This is a genomic window from Armatimonadota bacterium (assembly GCA_031081675.1).
Classification (GTDB): domain Bacteria; phylum Sysuimicrobiota; class Sysuimicrobiia; order Sysuimicrobiales; family Kaftiobacteriaceae; genus Calidihabitans; species Calidihabitans tengchongensis.
In genome coordinates this window covers 64998-80824 of record JAVHLZ010000010.1, presented here as the reverse complement: position 1 = coordinate 80824, position 15827 = coordinate 64998, and the positions used below count along the sequence as shown (strand labels likewise).

The window sequence follows — 15827 nt, the reverse complement described above, 5'->3', positions numbered from 1 at the left end:
CCCTAGTTCCGCCTGAGGACCAGCAGCGCCGACGCCACCGGGCGCTCCACGCCGTCGGAGGGGTCGTTGACCACCCGCCCGCCGACCACCATGGTGGCGGAGCCCCCGCCGTCCAGGTTCATCGCCTCCCGGGCCCCCAGCCGCGCCATCAGCTCCGCCAGCTCGAACAGGGTCATGCCGGTGTGGCGCCGGCCCCGGCCGTCCACCGTCACCAGCAGCAGTGTGCCTGCGGAGGTCACCCCCACCGCGGTCCGCGGCGCCCGGCGCTGGACCAGGGCGGGAGAGAACTGCTCCCACATGTAGGGCACGGACACCTGGCCGTCCTTCACCAGGCGCGGCCCTCCGCCCAGCGCCGCCACCACCTCCAGGTCCGGCGTGACCTGCAGGTCCAGCACGACGCGCTGCCCCGGCCGCAGGTGCGCCAGCAGCGGCGCATCCAGGGCGTTGACCACCAGCACGTACCCGTCCCGGGGGATCAGGACGCGCCCGGAGGGCAGGCGTTCGACGATGTCGTGGCGGACGACGGCGGCCAGCCCCGCCGGCGGCGTCAGCGGCCCGTAGTGGGGAGTGAACACCGCGATACCCCCGCCCCGGGGAGGGCGGTTCACGTCGGTGACCGGCAGGGCGAGGTCGGGGCGGGCCACCAGCCGGCCGCGGAACTGGAAGTCCCGGATCATCGGTCTTCCCCGGGCTGGCAGCGCCAGGACCGACCGCCTGGGCAGGGGCGCGCTGACCAGCTGTCCGTCCACGGCGACCATGCCCAGGGGCATGCCCGGTCCGGCAAAGTAGCCGCCGTTCACGGCCGCCAGGGCCCGGTAGCGGGTGGCGATGATGCTGGTGGTCTCCCGCCCGGACACCATGTCGGCGGCCAGGACGGGGCGGACCTCGATGGCGGGATCATGAGGATCGACCCGCAGCACGTGGACGGTGACGGCGTCCCGCCCGGCGCGCGCCCGCAGCGCCTGGTAGGCCACGCTGGGCGGCAGAGGCACCGTGGCCATCCACGGGGGGATGACGACCACCGCCAGGGTGGGAGGGTCGCTCATCAGGTAGGCCCGGTACCGCGCAGGGCGGCGCAGGTGGATGCGCACCCGCGCCAGATCGGGCGTCATCTGGTCCACCTGCACCTGCCGGACGTAGGGATGCGAGGGGACCGGGATGACCTCCGGAGGATAGCGGGCCTGCCACAGGTCCACGGTAATGCTGGAGTGGGTGCCCAGGGTCCGGTAGGCCACCGATCCGGCCAGCCGGATCAGCACGCGGCCCAGGGGTCCCTCCGGCACCCACGCCACCGCCGTCGCGCCGGCGATCCGCACGTCGGCCGCGGCCGCCGGCAAACCCACCGCCAGCGCGGCGGCCAGGATCACGGCAGGATGGGAGATCCAGGCCCGCAGACCCATCGCCCTGACCTGAGCATGCCCCCGGCCAGAAGCTGTCAGTCCCAAAAGAAAAGCGCCCCGGCCCACCGGCCAGGACGCCCGGACGGGATGCCCTCCCGTCCCTACACTACCCCTCCTGTCAGGTGGGCCGGGGTGAGTCTACGCATCGTCGGCCTCACCTCCTTTCTGGTCAGCCATCGAGGGGGAGGCGGGGTTCCTCCCCGACCGGAATCATTACTAGCCGTATCACCGGGCGGCAGGTCCGTCAACATGTGCGTCGTTCGGTGCGAACTCGTCGGGTCAAAACTCCCCACCCCGGCCCATCTTCTGGGTGGGCAGGATGGAGGCGTTCCCGCGCCCACATGGCATTAATCTGCAGCCTTTCGTCGAGGTGTGAGACGTCCCCCGAGACCTACCGTCAGCGCATCGCCGACTCCCGCCACCCGCCGGGCGTCCGCCAGCGTTTGGTCCAGCATGGCCTGACCTACCGGAATCTGCCATCGAGCACGAGGTGGTCCGCCTGCGCCGCCGAAATCCTCGCCTGGGTCAGGACATGCTCCGGGCCCTGCTGGCGCGTCGCGGTGTCCAGCGCTCGACCGCGACGGTCCGCCGGATCCTCCACGCCCATGGCCTGAGCACACGGTGTCCCACGCGCTGGCAGCGCCGCCGGCTGGCCACCGAGATCCGGACGACGATGCGTGCCTTCGAGAAACTGCAGGTCGACATCACGCACCTGGATGACATCCCGGCCTTGCTGCCTGCGGTCCAGGCCCAGCTCCTTCCCGGCTACGAGTACACGGCCAAGGACGTGGCTACCGGGATTGCCTTCGTCTGCTCTGGCCTGCGAGCGCTCGGAGATCAACTCCCTGCGCTTTGTCCACCTGCTCTTCCAGCACCTTCTCCGCCACGGCGTCGAGGATCTCACCCGATCACGCGGACTCGGAAAGTGAGGCACGTTCTGACGCGCTATGTGCTGGCACGCCGGTCGTGGCCGCGCGGATCAAGCAGGTCCCGTAGTCCGTCTCCGATGAAGTTGAAGGAGAGTACGGTCAGGCAGATGGCGAGCCCCGGCAGGGTGGATATCCACCAGCCTTCGTAGATGTGGTTGCGCCCGTCGGCAATCATGGTGCCCCATGAGGGTGTGGGGGGCTGGATCCCCAGGCCCAGGAACGAGACCGCGGACTCCAACAGGAGCAGCCTAGCAAGCTCGAAGGTCGTCAGGATTACGACAGGCGTGGTCAGGTTGGGAAGCACGTGTCGCCACATCACGCGCGCCTCCCGGCAGCCCAGCGCTCGCGCAGCTTCCACATACTGGCTGGTCACGATACTGAGTGTCGCCCCCCGGACGATCCGCGCGTAGTGAGCCCATGCGGGAAGCCCCAGCGTCACCACTAGCACCAACAGACTCGGCCCGACCACGGCAATGACGGCGATGACCAGCAGGACCAGGGGGAATGCGAGCTGAATGTCCACGAGGCGCATGATGATGACGTCCAGTATCCCACCCCGGTAACCGGCCATCAGGCCGGCGGTAATGCCGACGGCGCCGCCGAGGGCTACCGCCGCGCCGGCGACGAACAGGGAAAATCGCCCACCGTACATGATACGGCTGAGGATGTCGCGGCCCAAGGCGTCGGTCCCCAGCAGGTGCCGAGTCGATCCGCCTGGCAGGAATGCGGGTGGAGCCAGCCTCGCGTCGAGGTCCGCCCACGTTGGCGGATGGGGCGGCCAGGGCCAGATGGCGGCCAGGGCGATGACGGTGAGCAATCCGAGACCAGCCACCGCGATCCTGTCGCGAAGAAACGCCTCGGCTGCACGCCGCCGGCGGGAGAAGCGGGGGACTGCACCAGTGTCCGACCGCGCCATGACTACTCGGCAATGCGAATGCGTGGATCGATCAGCACGTACAGTACATCGGTCACCAGATTGACAACCACGAAGATCACCGCCGTAGCCATCACGGTCACCTGTACCACGGGAAAGTCGCGGGCGTAGATCGCCTGCACCGCCAGCCGGCCGATACCCGGCCAGCTGAAGACGGTTTCGGTGACCACAGCACCCGACAGGAGGGTGCCGACCTGTATCCCCAGGACAGTCACAATGGGAATCAACGCGTTCCGGAGGGCGTGTACTGTGACAACGCGAGCCCGAGTCAGCCCCTTGGCCCGTGCCGTGCGTACGTAGTCTTCCCCCAGCGCTTCCAACATGGCGCCACGCGCGAAGCGGGCCACAACCGCCATCTGATAGGCTGCCAACGTCACCGCCGGTAACAGCAGCTGGGCAGGCGTACCCCGCCCGCCTGTGGGGAGCCACTTGAGATGCGCACCGAAGACGATGATCGCCACCAACCCGAGGTAGAAGCCGGGCACGGCCTGGCCGACCAGCGCCAGGAGTCGCACGGCTGCGTCAAACACCGAGCGCGGGTGCAGGGCTGCGGCGACGCCCGCAGGCAGCCCCACGGCCAGCGCCACCGCCAGCGACGCGGCGGCCAGTTCAAGGGTGGCAGGCAGGCGCTCAATGAACAAGCTCAGGGCGGGCTGGCGGTACCGCAACGAGTCGCCGAAGTCTCCCCGCACGACGCTGGCGAGGAACCGAAAATACTGCACATAGATCGGGCGGTCGAGCCCAAGCTCCCTGCGCATCGCAGCCACAGCCTCGGGAGAAGCGCTTTCACCCAATAGGATGATCACCGGATCGCCAGTCAACCGGACAATGCCAAAGACTACTGCCGAAACGCCGAGCAGCACGATCACAAGCTGAACTAGGCGACGGATGAGAAAGCCCATGGATTCAGAGGGTGCGCGGAGGTCCCCAGCCCGCCCCGGGTTCCTCAAGGTCTGCGACCCCAAACGTCCAGTATCCCGGCCGTACGGGATAGGGCCGCGAGACCATCACCCAGGCTCCGCGCACGGGCACGCGCAGCACCTCCAGATCCTCGAACGTGTACGGACTGACCACGCGCCCCGCCTCCTGCCCTGCGGCAACCTCCCGCCCCAGGACCTCGGGTTCCACCGCGGGCAGGAGGTAGCCGGCAACCGAAGGGTTGACGCGGACATGCCGTGTGTAGTGGAGGTACTGCTCAAGGCGTAGCGGCTCCCCGTCAAGCATGCCCAGGGCGCGCAGGACACTGACGATGCCCGTCACGTTCTCCTCGGTCCACCGCTCTTCGAGTGCGGCAGCAAACCCGACCCCGCCGATCTCCACCAGTAGTGGCACCACGCCCAGGCGCTGGGCCGCGTAGCCGACTGCCGAGCGTGGTCCGGGGAAGCGCGTGAGGAGCGGTAGATGCTGGATCAGCGGACACCCATAGGCGTGGGCCATCACGCCGGCAAGACGCACCTGCTCGCGGTCGGGGAGATCCTTGGGCCATGCCACGCAGTAGAAGCTCGATCCCCACGGCCCCAGGTGAAGGTCGATGAGATATTGCACCTGCATCAGCACGTGCCGGGTGATAGCCTGAGCCAGCAGATCGCTGATCCAAGTATGCTGTCCCGGGAAGATACGGTTCAAGTCCGGCGAATCCGATTCGTCGGGCGTGTTGCGGGTCAAGTGCGCGAATGCCGTGGGATTTCCGACGGGTACGGCAAGCAACCGGCCAGCCAACATCCGCGGATCCACACGGTGCAGCAACCGTCGGAGGATTTCCACCGATAGCCACTCATTCCCGTGTAGCGTGGAGAGCACACCGATTGTCGGGCCGTCGCGAGCACCAGCAACCTCGTGGACGTAGAGGGCGATCTCGCCTCCGTGCAGATCGACGGTCACGGGATATCGGTGGACTCGCCGCGCTGCGGACACGCCTCACCTCCTAGAGGATGAGAACCCCGTTCGAATCGCCCTTCCCTGCGGCAGCCTGACAGGTCCAGGGGCATCCGGCCTCGCCGCGCGTACCGACGGCGTGCGGTCCAGGGAGTCGTTGGACTTCATGCCCGATCCGGTGAGACGGATGGCGTCGTCTGCGCCGAAATAGCGTCAGGCATTGCGCCAGACTGCCCTGAACACTCTGAGGAAATTCTCTCCCAGGACCTTCCGCACCCCGTCGGGTGGATATCCGTACCGCAGTAAGGCCTCGGTAACGAGCGGCAACGCCTCCACCGGCACCGCATACCGCCCTTCTAGACTCGTACCGAACTGTGCCAGCCACGCGCCCACCACCTGGGGGTAGGCAGCATTGATGGCGGCGGCGTGAGCGGCCACGGTGTCGATGCCCGCGGCCGGCGAATCTAGCCCCAGCCCCACGTGGTCAATGCCGACTAAGTTGACCATGTAGTCGATGTGGGCCACGAGGTCATTCACGTCGGGGCGTCGGGCTCCGCCACGCCAGCAAATCGGCCCCCAGCCGCAGGCGCCGACCGCCCCGCCGCTGGCCGCGACGGCCCGAATGAGATCGTCGGGAATGTTCCGCGGGTTATCAGACAGTGCTCGAGGATTCGCGTGAGAGATGATAACCGGCGCGTGAGAGGTCTCCGTCGCATCGCGCGCGGTCCGATACCCCGCATGAGCCAGGTCAACGACTATCCCGACTGCATTCATTTCGCGCACTGCGCGCCGGCCCAGCGGAGTTAGACCCGCGTCGGAGGCCGCCAAGCACCCGTCCCCGAACTGATTCCGCTCATTGTAGGTCAACTGCAACACGCGCACCCCGCGATCCCACAGGGTCCGGATGCGTCCGAGATCCTCCCCGACCGGCCCGGCGTTCTGGAACCCAAAGATCAGCCCTACCCGCCCCGTGACCTTGGCCATCTCGATGTCGTGGACGGTCCGCACGTGCATCAATCGCCCGGGGTCAGCAGAGATCATCGCGTGGTGCGCGTCGAGGGCATCCAGCGCTTCTGGCCACGTTGCGGTCACGTCAGGCACCGTTACGTTGAGGGCCGTCACGCCGCTGGCGGCGATCTGTGCCGAGACTCCCCGGAAGTAGAAGCTGCACATGTCCACGACGATGGCTTCTCGGTGAAGCACCACCCCGTCGGGAACCGGAGCCCGCGGCGCCATTGCTTAGTCTCGTTTGTACGCCTTTGCCAGGTACAGCGACTGGTCCTTGTACGGCCGCCATCCCGCCACGTTCTTTGCCGTCGCGTAGAGGTCGGACATGGCAAACAACGGCACCATGGGCGGATCATCCTGCATAAGCAGGAGCATCTCCCGGTACAGACGCAGTCTCTCTCTGTCATCCGCCGTCGACGCCGCCCGGGTCATCAGGTCGTCGAACTCCGGGCGGCACCAGTAGGCATACCGGAAGTTGCAGATGAACTGGGAGAGCATGAAGTGGGCGTCTGGAGGCGGCAAGGTCCCGAAAAAGAACATGTCCCGAAGCCCGAGCTGGCTCAGTTGCGTCAGGAACTCGCCGGGCTCCATCACAACCTGTTGAGTGCGAATGCCGACCTTGAGCAGCTGGGCCGCAATAGCCTCGCTGATTTCTTTATCCTGGGGATAGCGTCCCCGTGGGTACTTGAATGTCACCTGAAAGCCGCTAGAGTATCCCGCCTCGGCCAGAAGCCGCTTTGTTCGGTCAGGGTCGTGCGGCGTCGCCTTCAGGTCGTGCTGGTAGCCGAAATACTCTGGCGTGAGGGGCTGTCCCTGGAGCCGGCGGGCATGGCCCTTGAGAAGCGAGCGGATGATGCTGTCAGTGTCGATAGCGTACTGCAAGGCTTGGCGGACCTTTTTGTCCCGCAGTGGTCCTTCCCACTTCTGGGCCAGCATGAGTCCGTAGACCCGCATGCCCCGGAGAATGTACGTGGTGAGACCGGGGTCGCTGGCGATGCGCTCATAGGCTTCCAGTGGCAGGAGCATGGCGATATCGATATCCCCTGCCTGCACCGCGGCGACCCGGGCTGCGTCCTCGGGAATTGGGCGAATGATGAGGCGTCGGATCCGCGGCGCGCCGCCCCAGTAGTCGGGGTTAGCCTCGAGAACCACTCGGTCATCCTTCACCCATTCGACGAGCTTGAAAGGGCCCGTTCCGACCGGACGCTGGCAGAACCCGCGTAGGAGTCCGACTTGCTCTGTGTACACGGGCGGGTACTGAAACGAGCCCATGGCTAGGGCTGTCAGCATCAGCCGCTCAGACGTCGGGCCCTTGGCCTTGACGTCTATGGTGTAGAGATCGACCACCTCCACACCTCGCAACGCTGAGACGAAGAAGGCCAGCGCAGGAGCCTGCAGCATCATCTCCAGACTGTAGCGGGCGCTGAGGGCGTTGAACTCTTCACCGTTCGTAAATCGCACCCCCCGCCGCAGGTGGAGCCGGAGGGTATCGGGGGCAGTCTTCTCCCAACGAATGGCTAGCTCAGGCAAGAAACCCAGCGAGTCGGGCGAGAATGTCACCAAGCGCTCGACGATCTGCCCGCTGACATTCTTGTCCGGCTGGGCGGTGCCGAAGAGCGGCGAGAGACAACGGGGATCAAACCCTTGGGCCACCACCAGCGTATCGCGCGGCGTGCGGGGTGCCCCCAGCGCAGCTCCCGGTGCCTTTGCGAGAACCAGCCCAGGGACCACCAATACCACCAGGGCCCGCGTCCATACCGCGGTTGTTCGCATCCTCATGCCTCCTCCTTGGACGATCGAAATGCGAACCGTGGTTCGGTGTAGCCGAACGCGGCTCTGTTAGAGGTGCATTCTTCGTTCGACGTGACCCGCCGCGACTCCTCTGGGATGCCACGTCTGCGAAGAGGGCACGGCGCCCCGCGGTCCCGGATGCCCGCAGAGGCTTCCACCTCCTTGCGGGGCGCTGGAAAACCGACAGTCATACGGAGTCATGCCGTCACTGGTCAACCAGTAGGGCAAGAACCAGTAAACACCCCCCGTACCGTCGCTCCAGGAGGGCCCCATCCTCCAGGACCCTGCGGTACCGGAGGGGAAAGGCGCCGGGCGCACCGAACCTGCCCCACAGGACCTGCCGGGAGGTGTGGAGGGTGGCCGCGCTGTCCGAAGACGATGTCCGCCGCCGGCTGCAGGACCTGCCCGGGTGGGAACTCACGCCCCAGGGCATCCGGAAGACCTACCGGCGCCGGGACTTCCGGGACGCCATCCGCCTGGTGAATGCGGTGGCCGACCTCGCCGAGCAGGCGAACCACCACCCGGACATCGAGGTGGCCGGCTACAACCGGGTTACCGTCACCCTGATGACCCACAGCGAGCGGGGCGTGACCGAGAAGGACATCGCGCTGGCCTGGCAGATCGAGCAGGTGGCGCGCTGAAGGCGGCGGAGGCTGCGCCGTCGTGGCGTCCTGCGTCCGTGGGTCAGACGGCGAAGCCCATGCTCTGGAGGGCCAGGCGGCCCTCCTCGGTCAGCCGCTCGGGCGTCCAGGGCGGGACCCACACGAAGTTCACGGTGACCCGCTCGGCGCCGATGGCCTGCAGCTTGTTCTCGATCTCGGCGGCAATGTGGGGGCCGATGGGACAGCCCACCGCGGTCAGGGTCATGGTGATGGCCACGTCGGCGCCCGTCACCTGGAGGTCGTAGATCAGGCCCAGATCCCAGATGTTGACGGGAATCTCGGGATCGTAGATCGTCCGCAGGACCTGGATCACCTGGTCCCGGGTCAGCGGATCGGCCACCAATTCCGACATCGGTGTCATTGTAGCAGCCCCGCCGGCGACGGGTCAAAGCGGCGGGGGAGGGGAGCGGTGCGGTGCGCCTGCGGGCGGTGCTGATCGGGCTTCTGGTGCTGCTGGCGGTGGTGGCCCCCACCCTGGCCCGGTGGTACACGGACTGGTTGTGGTTCGGAGAGGTGGGCTACCGGCGGGTGTTCTGGGTGCCGCTGCTGTCGCGGCTGGGCGTCACCGCCGCGTTCGGCGGCACGCTGTGGGCCCTGTTGTGGGTGAATCTGCGGGTGTTCCTGGGCCGGCCGGCGCCCGACGAGGTCATCGATCTGGAACTGGACCGCCGGGGCCGGCGGATCTACCGGCGGGTCCGCCGCCGGCCCTCCCTCACGGCGTCCGCCCTCCTGGGGGCGGTGGCGGTGGTGGCCGGGTGGACCGTCTCGTCCCGCTGGCCCATGTTCGTTCAGTTCGTCCACGCGCAGCCCTTCGGGGTGACGGACCCGATCTTCGGCCGGGATGTCGGGTTCTTCGTGTTCCGCCTGCCGGTCTGGCAGTTTGTGGAGCGGTGGCTGTTCGGGTGGCTGGCGGTGGTCGCGGTCGCCGTGGCGGCGGGCTACGTCCTGCTGTTCCCTCCGTCGATGCTACGCGGGATCTGGAGCCTCCCCCCGGCCGCCCGGGTGCACCTGAGCCTGCTGGCCGGGGCGCTGCTCCTGGTGCGGGGGTGGGGATTCTGGCTGGACGCCTACGGGCTGCTGACCTCTCCCCACGGCGCCATCTACGGAGCCAGTTACACCGACGTGCACGCGACCCTGCCGGCCCTGCGGCTGCTGGCGGCGCTCGCGGTGGCGGGCGCGGCCCTGATGGCGGCCAACGCGGCGTTGCGCACCCTGCGCCTGGCGGTGGGCACGGTGCTGGTGATGGCGGTGGCGTGGGTGGTGGGCGTGGGCGTCTATCCCCGGCTGGTGCAGCAGCTGCGGGTCGCGCCCAACGAGCTGACGGTGGAGACGCCGTACCTGCGCATGGGAATCGCCGCCACCCTGCGCGCCTTCGGGCTGGACCGGGTGCGGGAGAGGGAGTTCGCTCCCGAGGCGCTCACTCCCGACGTGGTGGCCCGCAACCGCGAGACCCTGGACAACGTGCGCCTGTGGGACTACCGACCCCTGCTGGCCGCCTACCGGCAGCTGCAGGCCCTGCGGCCCTACTACGTCTTCGCGGACGTGGACATTGACCGCTACCGCATCGGCGGCCAGCAGCGCCAGGTGATGCTGGCCGCCCGGGAGCTGGATACCAGCCTGCTGCCCGATCCCGCCCGCACCTGGGTCAACCAGCACCTGGTCTACACCCACGGCTACGGGGTGGTCATGAGCCCCGTCAACCGGGTGTCGGAGGAAGGGATGCCCGAGTTCTTTCTCAAGGACATCCCCCCCTCCGGGGTCCCCGAACTGCGCCTGGACCGGCCCCAGATCTACTTCGGCGAGCGCACGGCCGGCTACGTGGTGGTCCAGACCCGGGTGCAGGAGCTGGACTACCCCCGGGGCGACGAGAACGTGTACACGACCTACCGGGGCCGCGGCGGCATTCCGCTGACGCCGCTGCGGCGGATGGCGTTCGCCTACCGTTTCGGCGATCTGCGCCTGGCCCTCTCGTCGGACATCTCGTCCCGCAGCCGGCTGCTGTTCGCCCGCGCCGTGCCCGAGCGGGTCCGGCGCATTGCGCCGTTTCTGACCTACGACCGCGACCCCTACCTGGTGGTGGTCGGAGGCCGGCTGGTGTGGATTCTGGACGCCTACACCACCTCCAGCCGCTATCCCTACTCCACCCCCCACCGCGGGATCAACTACATCCGCAACTCGGTGAAGGTGGTGGTGGACGCGTACGACGGCACGGTGGATTTCTACCTGGTCGACCCCACCGATCCGGTGGCCGCCACCTTTGCCCGCGTCTTCCCCACCCTGTTCACGCCGGCATCGGCGATGCCGGCGGACCTGGCGGCCCACCTGCGCTACCCGGTGGACCTGTTCGAGATCCAGGCCCGGGTGTACGCCACGTTCCACATGCGGGATCCCCGGGTCTTCTACAACCGGGAGGACGTCTGGGCCGTGCCCACCGAGCTGTTCGGGGACGACACGGTGCCGGTGGAGCCCTACTACGTGACCCTGCGCCTGGAGGACAGCCCGCGGCCCGAATTCGTCCTCATCCTGCCCCTGGCGCCCGCCGGCCGGGACAACATGATCGCCTGGATGGCGGCCCGCAACGACCCGCCGCACTACGGCCAGCTGGTGGTCTACCGGTTTCCCAAGGATCGGCTGGCGTTCGGCCCCATGCAGGTGGAGTCCCGCATCAACCAGGACCCGGTCATCTCCCAGCAGCTGACGCTGTGGAACCAGGAGGGCTCGCGGGTGATCCGGGGCAACCTGCTGGTGATCCCGCTGGAAAACGCCCTGCTCTATGTGGAGCCGCTGTTCCTGCAGGCCACCCGCAGCCAGCTGCCGGAACTGAAGCGGGTGATTGTGGCCAGCGGGCCGCGGATCGTGATGGAGGACAGCCTGGAGGCCGCCGTGACCCGGCTGCTGGCCGGCCGGCCTTCGCCGGCAGCCGCCCCGGCTCCGGGCGGACTGCCGGCCGGGGCCGCCGACCTGATCCGCGAGGCGGCGGCGGCCTACCGCCGGGCCCGGCAGCTCCTGCAGCAGGGGGACCTTCCCGGCTTCGCCCGGGAGATCGACCGCCTGGGCGAGATCCTGCGCCGCCTGGAAGACGTGCGGTAGGCTTCTACGTCTCGTGATCGGGGCGCGCCGTCCGGTCGGAGCGTTGTTCTTCCTCCGGGCGCCGGCGCGGGGTGCGCGGATCCCGCTCAGAGGCCTCCTCAGGCTGCCAGGATCCCACCCACAGGGCCAGGGGGTCCGTCGGGCGTTCCATGGGCGTCCCTCCTCCGGGCGCCACGCCCCGCGGGGGCCCGCACATGCGCAGACGCCCCCGCCGTCTGCGAGGGCGTCGCGGCCCCACCCGTGTCGGTATAGTTCGCACAGTAGAATAGCATGCCCGCGCGAGGCAGGGAAGAGAGGCCGGTCAGGCCGTGTAGGTGGCCGCCCGCACCGTGTAGGCTTGCACCCGGTCCATCCGCACCCGCACCCCCAAACCCGGAGACGAGGGCACCGGCACCGTGCCGTCCGGGGCAAGGGTCACCGGGGGGTCGATCAGGTCCTCGTGGTAGTAACGGTCGCTGGCCGACAGGTCGGCCGGCAGGCGGAAGTTGGGCAGGGAGGCCAGGGCCAGGTTGGCCGCCCGCCCGATCCCGGTCTCCAGCAGCCCGCCGCACCACACCGGAATGCCGGACGTCTGGCAGAGATCGTGGGTGGCCACGGCCGCGGTGAGGCCTCCCAGCCGCGCGGCCTTGATGTTGATGACCCGACAGCTGCCCAGCTGCAGGGCTTTGCGGGCGTGCTCGGGGGAGACGATGGATTCGTCCAGGCACAGCGGCGTGCGCAGCCGGGCCTGCAGCGCCGCGTGGTCCACCAGGTCGTCCTCCCCCAGGGGCTGCTCGATCATCAGCAGCCCGAAGTCGTCCATCGCCCGGAAGACGTCGGCCTGCTCCAGGGTGTAGGCGGAGTTGGCATCCACCTGCAGGGGGATCGATCCGAATGCCTTCCGCACCCGCCGCACCACCTCCACGTCCCACCCCGGCTGGATCTTGATCTTGATGCGGCGGTATCCCCGTCCCAGGAACTCCTCGATGCGCCGCAGCAGCGCGTCTACCGTGGGCTCGATCCCCAGGCTCACCCCCGCCTCCACGGCCGACCGCACGCCGCCCAGGGCCCGGGCCAGGGGAAGGCCGCCGCGGCGGCAGTGCAGGTCCCACAGGGCCGCCTCCACCCCCGCCTTGGCCATGTGGTGGCGACGGAGGTGGCGGACCAGGGCCGGGAAGTCCCGGGGATGCTCCAGGGGCCGGCTCAGGACCAGGGGGAGGATGAACGCCTCCAGGACGTGCCAGGCTGTACCGGTGGTTTCCTCGTTGTACAGGGGCGCGCGTTCCACGGGCACCTCGCCCCAGCCCTCCTGCTCTCCGTCATCCAGCCGCACCAGCAGGCAGCTGTGGGACGTCTGGCGGCCGAAACTGGTCTGGAAGGGAAAGACCAGGGGCAGCTCGACCTCCCGGACCTCGACCCGGCGGATCCTCACCGCGTCTCCTCCTGGCCGGCCCGCGCCAGCACATACGACCCCGCGGGGTCGCCGGGCCGCCCCACGAAGTCCACCGCCCGGTAGCCCCGCTCCAGGCTGTGCAGGAACGCCTGCCGCGTCGCCAGCCGCCAGGCCAACGCCAGGCCGGGGGCGCGCGCCCGCAGGCCCGCCAGATCCGCGGGAATGTCCAGGAGCACCGTGGGCGCGTCGGCGGGGGTCAGGGGTCCGGGGGTGGGCCCCGCCTCGCCGGGCAGCGCCCGCAGGATGCGGGGGGCCTCGGGCCACGTCGGGGCGGGGCGGCGCCCCTCCAGGCGCTCCACCACCCGGGTGTCCCGCAGCCACCAGTCCACCTCGAGGCGATCGGTGGGCAGGCCGCGGTTGAGAGCGTCGTCCATCTCCCCGTAGTAGTCCACCAGGTACCGCGCCGCCACCGCGCCCAGCTTGCGCAGGTTGAAGGCGGCGTTGCGGCTCTGCAACGGGTCGAACGTCCACACCATGCGGTCCAGCCCGCGGGCGAGGGCGGCGTCCCGCTGGGCGCGCTTGAGGGCGTAGCCCACGTCCCGGTCCTGGTAGTCCGGGTGGACGCCGGCCATGTGCGAGTAGAACAGCGGTCGCCCCTCCCGCAGGCCGACAAAGCCGTAGCAGAACCCCACCAGCGTGCCGTCCGACGCGAAGGCGCCCAGCACGACGCCCCCGGCGCTGGCCGCCGCCAGCAGCTGGTGGACGGGCACGATCTCCCTCTCGGGCATGCCCCACACCCGCGCCTGCATCTCCTCCACGGCCCGCAGCTCGGCAACGCGGGTCAGGGCGCGTACGGTCACGTCCATGGGTGAAAAGTTTTTTTCGCCGCGGTGCAGGAAATCCTTGCGTCGGCGTCGGAAGCATAGTCAGGCACCCGGGGCTGCACGCCGGGGTGTACGGGCAGAGAGCAGGATGCACGGGCGCGCTGAGTGACACCTCGGTGCGCGATCACGGGCGCAACAGCGCGAAGGGGGGAGCTCAGTGGCGAAGAAGAAGGCAGCCAAGAAGAAGAAGAAGTAGTGGTCATCACGAGCCTGTGCTCCGCGCCTGCGGGCGCGGGCGGTGGAGACCCCACCGACGAGCAGACGCTCGTGGGCGGCGACGGCCACCGACGTGGCCGTCGCCGCGCCGTTTAGCGGGGGGAATCGCCGGGCCGGGCGGCGGCCTGGAACATCTGGGCCTGCAGCGCCCGCAGTTCCGGGCTGAGGGACACCGGCGACGGCGGCGTGCCGTGCAGCACCCGCAGCGGCGGCGGCAGGTCCCGCAGGGCCGCAGCGCACCGCGCCCGCATCTGGGCCAGGGAATCCTGCCTGATCACCCGCCCGCCCGACATCACCGGGACCAGCAACGGGGTGGACCCGGGAGGCGCGGGTTCCTCCCGGAGGGCGATGGTGTCCTGCAGGCCGCCGTCGGCGGTGCGCGCCCGCCAGACCTGCTTGCGCCCGGGCAGGGTGGCCTTGCCCGCCGACAGCTTGATCTTGGGGCCGGCGGTGTCCTCCACCAGCTTGTAGACCCCGCCCAGGCTGGGCGCGTCCTCCGAGGTCCCCATGCGGGTGCCCACCCCGAAGGCCTGGGCCGCCGCCCCCCGGGCCAGGACCTCGGCGATCTTGTACTCGTCGAGGTCGCCGCTGAGGATGATCTGGACGTCGACCAGGCCGGCCTCGTCGAAGATGGCCCGCACCCGGCGGCTGACCTCCGCCAGCTGGTCCAGGCTCTCGTAGCTGTCGATGCGGACCCCGCGCAGCCTGTCCCCCCGGGCGGCCATCTCCCGGGCCACCGCCACCGCGTGGCGCGCCCCCTGCAGGGTGTCGTAGGTGTCGATGAGGAGGATGGCGTTGCGGGGGAAGTCCCGGGCGAACGCCCGGAAGGCGGTCAGCTCGTCGGGGTACGACATCACGTAGGAGTGGGCCATGGTGCCGTACACCGGGATCCCGTACAGCAGCCCGGCCAGCACGTTGGACGTCCCGGCGCACCCCGCCACGTAGGAGGCCCGGGCGGCCTTCAGGGCGGCGTCGGCGCCGTGGTCACGGCGGGGGGAGAAGTCCACCACGGCCCGCCCGCCTGCGGCCAGGACGACCCGCGCGGCCTTGCTGGCGATCATCACCTGGAAGTTGAACGTGTTCAGCAGGAACGTTTCCACCAGCTGCGCCTCGATGCGCGGTGCGGTCACCTCCACCAGGGGCTCCGGGGGGAAGACCACTTCGCCCTCCGGCACCGCCCACACGTCCCCGGTGAACCGGAACTCCCGCAGGTAGTCCAGGAAGGCGTCGCTGAACAGCCGCAGCCCTCGCAGGTAGGCGATCGCTTCGTCCGTAAAGCGCACCGCCTCCAGGTAGGCCAGGGCCGTCTCCAGGCCGGCGCTGACCAGGAAGGCCCGGTTGGGCGGCAAGCTCCGCACAAACAGGTCGAAGGTGGCCTGATCGTTCAGCCCTTCCCGCAGGTAGCTGTCGGCCATCACCAGTTCGTACAGATCGACCAGCAGCCCCAGGGTGTCGGGCGTCACAAACCCAAACTCCGGATACCGCTCGCCGCCCATCCGTCTGCGTCCGTCGCCCCTCGTCCTTCTTCCCTCTTCCCTTTTCCCTGTCTAGAGCCACCCCTGCCGGCGGAACAGGACCACCATCACCGCCACGATGGCGGCCATCGCGGCCAGGACGGCGGGGAAGCCATACGGCCACGGGAACGGCGGCCAGACCCGCTCGAAGT

General features: G+C 69.1%; 12 protein-coding genes and 1 pseudogene. 2 read left to right on the top strand and 11 right to left on the bottom strand.

The window, feature by feature from the left end; genetic code table 11:
• Nucleotides 1-2: 2 nt before the first annotated feature.
• The 7 genes from RB150_05620 to RB150_05590 form a co-directional block, all read right to left on the bottom strand.
• Nucleotides 3-1400 carry a phosphodiester glycosidase family protein gene (locus RB150_05620; GenBank protein ID MDQ7820010.1) on the bottom strand — a complete coding sequence of 466 codons (1398 nt, stop codon included), beginning with the start codon at nucleotides 1398-1400 and terminating at the stop codon, nucleotides 3-5.
• 463 nt (nucleotides 1401-1863) lie between these two features.
• A complete protein-coding gene (locus RB150_05615; protein MDQ7820009.1) occupies nucleotides 1864-2241 on the bottom strand; it encodes a hypothetical protein in 378 nt (125 codons plus the stop codon).
• A 104-nt stretch (nucleotides 2242-2345) separates the two neighbouring features.
• Nucleotides 2346-3245, bottom strand: coding sequence for an ABC transporter permease (locus tag RB150_05610; GenBank protein MDQ7820008.1), 900 nt, complete (start codon nucleotides 3243-3245; stop codon nucleotides 2346-2348).
• Between the two features lie 2 nt (nucleotides 3246-3247).
• On the bottom strand, nucleotides 3248-4165 hold the full coding sequence (locus tag RB150_05605) for an ABC transporter permease (GenBank protein MDQ7820007.1): 918 nt from the start codon (nucleotides 4163-4165) through the stop codon (nucleotides 3248-3250).
• A 4-nt stretch (nucleotides 4166-4169) separates the two neighbouring features.
• The gene (locus tag RB150_05600) at nucleotides 4170-5144 is read right to left on the bottom strand and encodes a succinylglutamate desuccinylase/aspartoacylase family protein (GenBank protein ID MDQ7820006.1); all 975 of its coding nucleotides are present in this window, start codon (nucleotides 5142-5144) and stop codon (nucleotides 4170-4172) included.
• A gap of 207 nt (nucleotides 5145-5351) precedes the next feature.
• Nucleotides 5352-6374, bottom strand: coding sequence for a membrane dipeptidase (locus RB150_05595; GenBank protein ID MDQ7820005.1), 1023 nt, complete (start codon nucleotides 6372-6374; stop codon nucleotides 5352-5354).
• 3 nt (nucleotides 6375-6377) lie between these two features.
• Complete coding sequence (locus RB150_05590; GenBank protein MDQ7820004.1) at nucleotides 6378-7919, bottom strand: ABC transporter substrate-binding protein; 1542 nt, start codon at nucleotides 7917-7919, stop codon at nucleotides 6378-6380.
• A 374-nt stretch (nucleotides 7920-8293) separates the two neighbouring features.
• On the opposite strand from RB150_05590, the gene RB150_05585 reads away from it, so the two are divergent.
• Nucleotides 8294-8578 (top strand): 4a-hydroxytetrahydrobiopterin dehydratase, encoded by a 285-nt coding sequence (locus tag RB150_05585; protein MDQ7820003.1) that lies wholly within the window; start codon nucleotides 8294-8296, stop codon nucleotides 8576-8578.
• A 43-nt stretch (nucleotides 8579-8621) separates the two neighbouring features.
• Here the strand turns inward: RB150_05585 and RB150_05580 are convergent, their stop codons facing one another.
• A complete protein-coding gene (locus RB150_05580; GenBank protein ID MDQ7820002.1) occupies nucleotides 8622-8939 on the bottom strand; it encodes an iron-sulfur cluster assembly protein in 318 nt (105 codons plus the stop codon).
• 74 nt (nucleotides 8940-9013) lie between these two features.
• Here RB150_05580 and RB150_05575 point away from each other — a divergent pair, with 74 nt between their 5' ends.
• Complete coding sequence (locus RB150_05575; GenBank protein MDQ7820001.1) at nucleotides 9014-11689, top strand: UPF0182 family protein; 2676 nt, start codon at nucleotides 9014-9016, stop codon at nucleotides 11687-11689.
• Nucleotides 11690-11990: 301 nt separating this feature from the next.
• On the opposite strand, the gene menC is transcribed toward RB150_05575, so the two are convergent.
• From menC to RB150_05560, 3 genes and pseudogenes are all read right to left on the bottom strand, one after another.
• The gene (gene menC / locus RB150_05570) at nucleotides 11991-13100 is read right to left on the bottom strand and encodes an o-succinylbenzoate synthase (protein MDQ7820000.1); all 1110 of its coding nucleotides are present in this window, start codon (nucleotides 13098-13100) and stop codon (nucleotides 11991-11993) included.
• Nucleotides 13097-13963 (bottom strand): annotated as a pseudogene (locus RB150_05565) (GNAT family N-acetyltransferase). Before RB150_05565 ends, menC begins: the two are co-directional and overlap by 4 nt.
• 290 nt (nucleotides 13964-14253) lie before the next feature.
• Nucleotides 14254-15657 carry a nicotinate phosphoribosyltransferase gene (locus RB150_05560; protein ID MDQ7819999.1) on the bottom strand — a complete coding sequence of 468 codons (1404 nt, stop codon included), beginning with the start codon at nucleotides 15655-15657 and terminating at the stop codon, nucleotides 14254-14256.
• Nucleotides 15658-15827 lie beyond the last annotated feature (170 nt).

Excerpts from the sequence above, each read along its gene's own strand:
- RB150_05605 (MDQ7820007.1), bottom strand. The coding sequence starts at position 4,165 with ATGGGCTTTCTCATCCGTCGCCTAGTTCAGCTTGTGATCGTGCTGCTC.
- RB150_05590 (MDQ7820004.1), bottom strand. The coding sequence starts at position 7,919 with ATGCGAACAACCGCGGTATGGACGCGGGCCCTGGTGGTATTGGTGGTC.
- RB150_05610 (MDQ7820008.1), bottom strand. The coding sequence starts at position 3,245 with ATGGCGCGGTCGGACACTGGTGCAGTCCCCCGCTTCTCCCGCCGGCGG.
- RB150_05595 (MDQ7820005.1), bottom strand. The coding sequence starts at position 6,374 with ATGGCGCCGCGGGCTCCGGTTCCCGACGGGGTGGTGCTTCACCGAGAA.
- RB150_05620 (MDQ7820010.1), bottom strand. The coding sequence starts at position 1,400 with ATGGGTCTGCGGGCCTGGATCTCCCATCCTGCCGTGATCCTGGCCGCC.
- RB150_05560 (MDQ7819999.1), bottom strand. The coding sequence starts at position 15,657 with ATGGGCGGCGAGCGGTATCCGGAGTTTGGGTTTGTGACGCCCGACACC.